Origin of the sequence: Streptomyces niveus (genome assembly GCF_001723055.1) — a bacterium.
GTDB lineage: Bacteria > Actinomycetota > Actinomycetes > Streptomycetales > Streptomycetaceae > Streptomyces > Streptomyces niveus.
In genome coordinates this window covers 1-990 of record NZ_MDCR01000212.1, presented here as the reverse complement: position 1 = coordinate 990, position 990 = coordinate 1, and the positions used below count along the sequence as shown (strand labels likewise).

The following is a 990-nucleotide window of genomic DNA, read 5'->3' as shown; positions in this document are numbered from 1 at the left end:
GGGGCACCTCCCGTGCCCGAAGGGCTACGGGGGAGAGCGTGCGTCCAGGCGTCGTGAGCCAGACGGGACTTCGCGGACACGCCCTAGGTGTATTGCCCTGTGAGGTTGGGGGCGCGGCTGGCGGGTGGTTTGCCTGCGAGTGCGGTGTGTCCGCGGTGGTGATTGTAGGTGTGTAGCCAGCCGGGGAACGCTTCGCGTCGTTCGGCCTCTGAGCGGTAGGGCTTTGCGTAGGCCCATTCGTCGAGGAGGGTGCGGTTGAGACGTTCGACCTTGCCGTTGGTCTGCGGGCGGTAGGGCCGGGTTCGTTTGTGGGTGATTCCGGCGTCGGCGAGGGCGTCGCGCCAGGCGTGTGACTTGTAGCAGGCGCCGTTGTCGGTCAGGACCCGTTCGACGGTGATGCCGGCTCGGGTGAAGTACGCCTGTGCCCGGGTCCAGAAGGCGGTGGCGGTCTCCTTCTTCTCGTCTGCGTGGATCTCGCTGCAGGCGAGGCGGGAGTGGTCGTCGACGGCGGTGTGGATGTAGCTGTAGCCGGCGCCTGCGCGGGTCTTGCGGCCTGCTTGGCGGCCGAGGGTCTTGTGTCCGCCGCCGTCGGGGATGTTGCCGAGTTTCTTGATGTCCACGTGGACCAGTTCGCCGGGGCGTTCGCGTTCGTAGCGGCGTATGACGCGGCCGGTTGCCCGGTCCAGGTGGGTGAGGCGGGCGAGACGGAAGCGGGTCAGTACCCGGTGCACGGTCGAGGGCACCAGGCCCAGCAGATGTGCGATACGGGCCGGTCCCCAGCGGCGCAGGAGACGGACCTTGATGATCCGCCGTTCGGTGCGGGTCGGGGTGCGGCGCGGGCTGGTGTGCGGACGGGAGGAGCGGTCGGCCATGCCGGCTTCGCCGAACTGCCGGTAGCGGTCGGCCCACCGCCGGGCCGTCGTCGGCGAGACCTGGAAGCGTTCCGCGGCGCGTCGGAGGGGCCAGCCGTCCTCGACGACGCAGCGGGCC

The 990-nt window shown here is 70.0% G+C and carries 1 protein-coding gene; it reads right to left on the bottom strand.

The features are described from left to right. Window positions 1-83: 83 nt before the first annotated feature. The coding region (locus BHU15_RS23935) for an IS481 family transposase (RefSeq protein ID WP_069629087.1) at window positions 84-990 on the bottom strand (907 nt) is incomplete at its 5' end.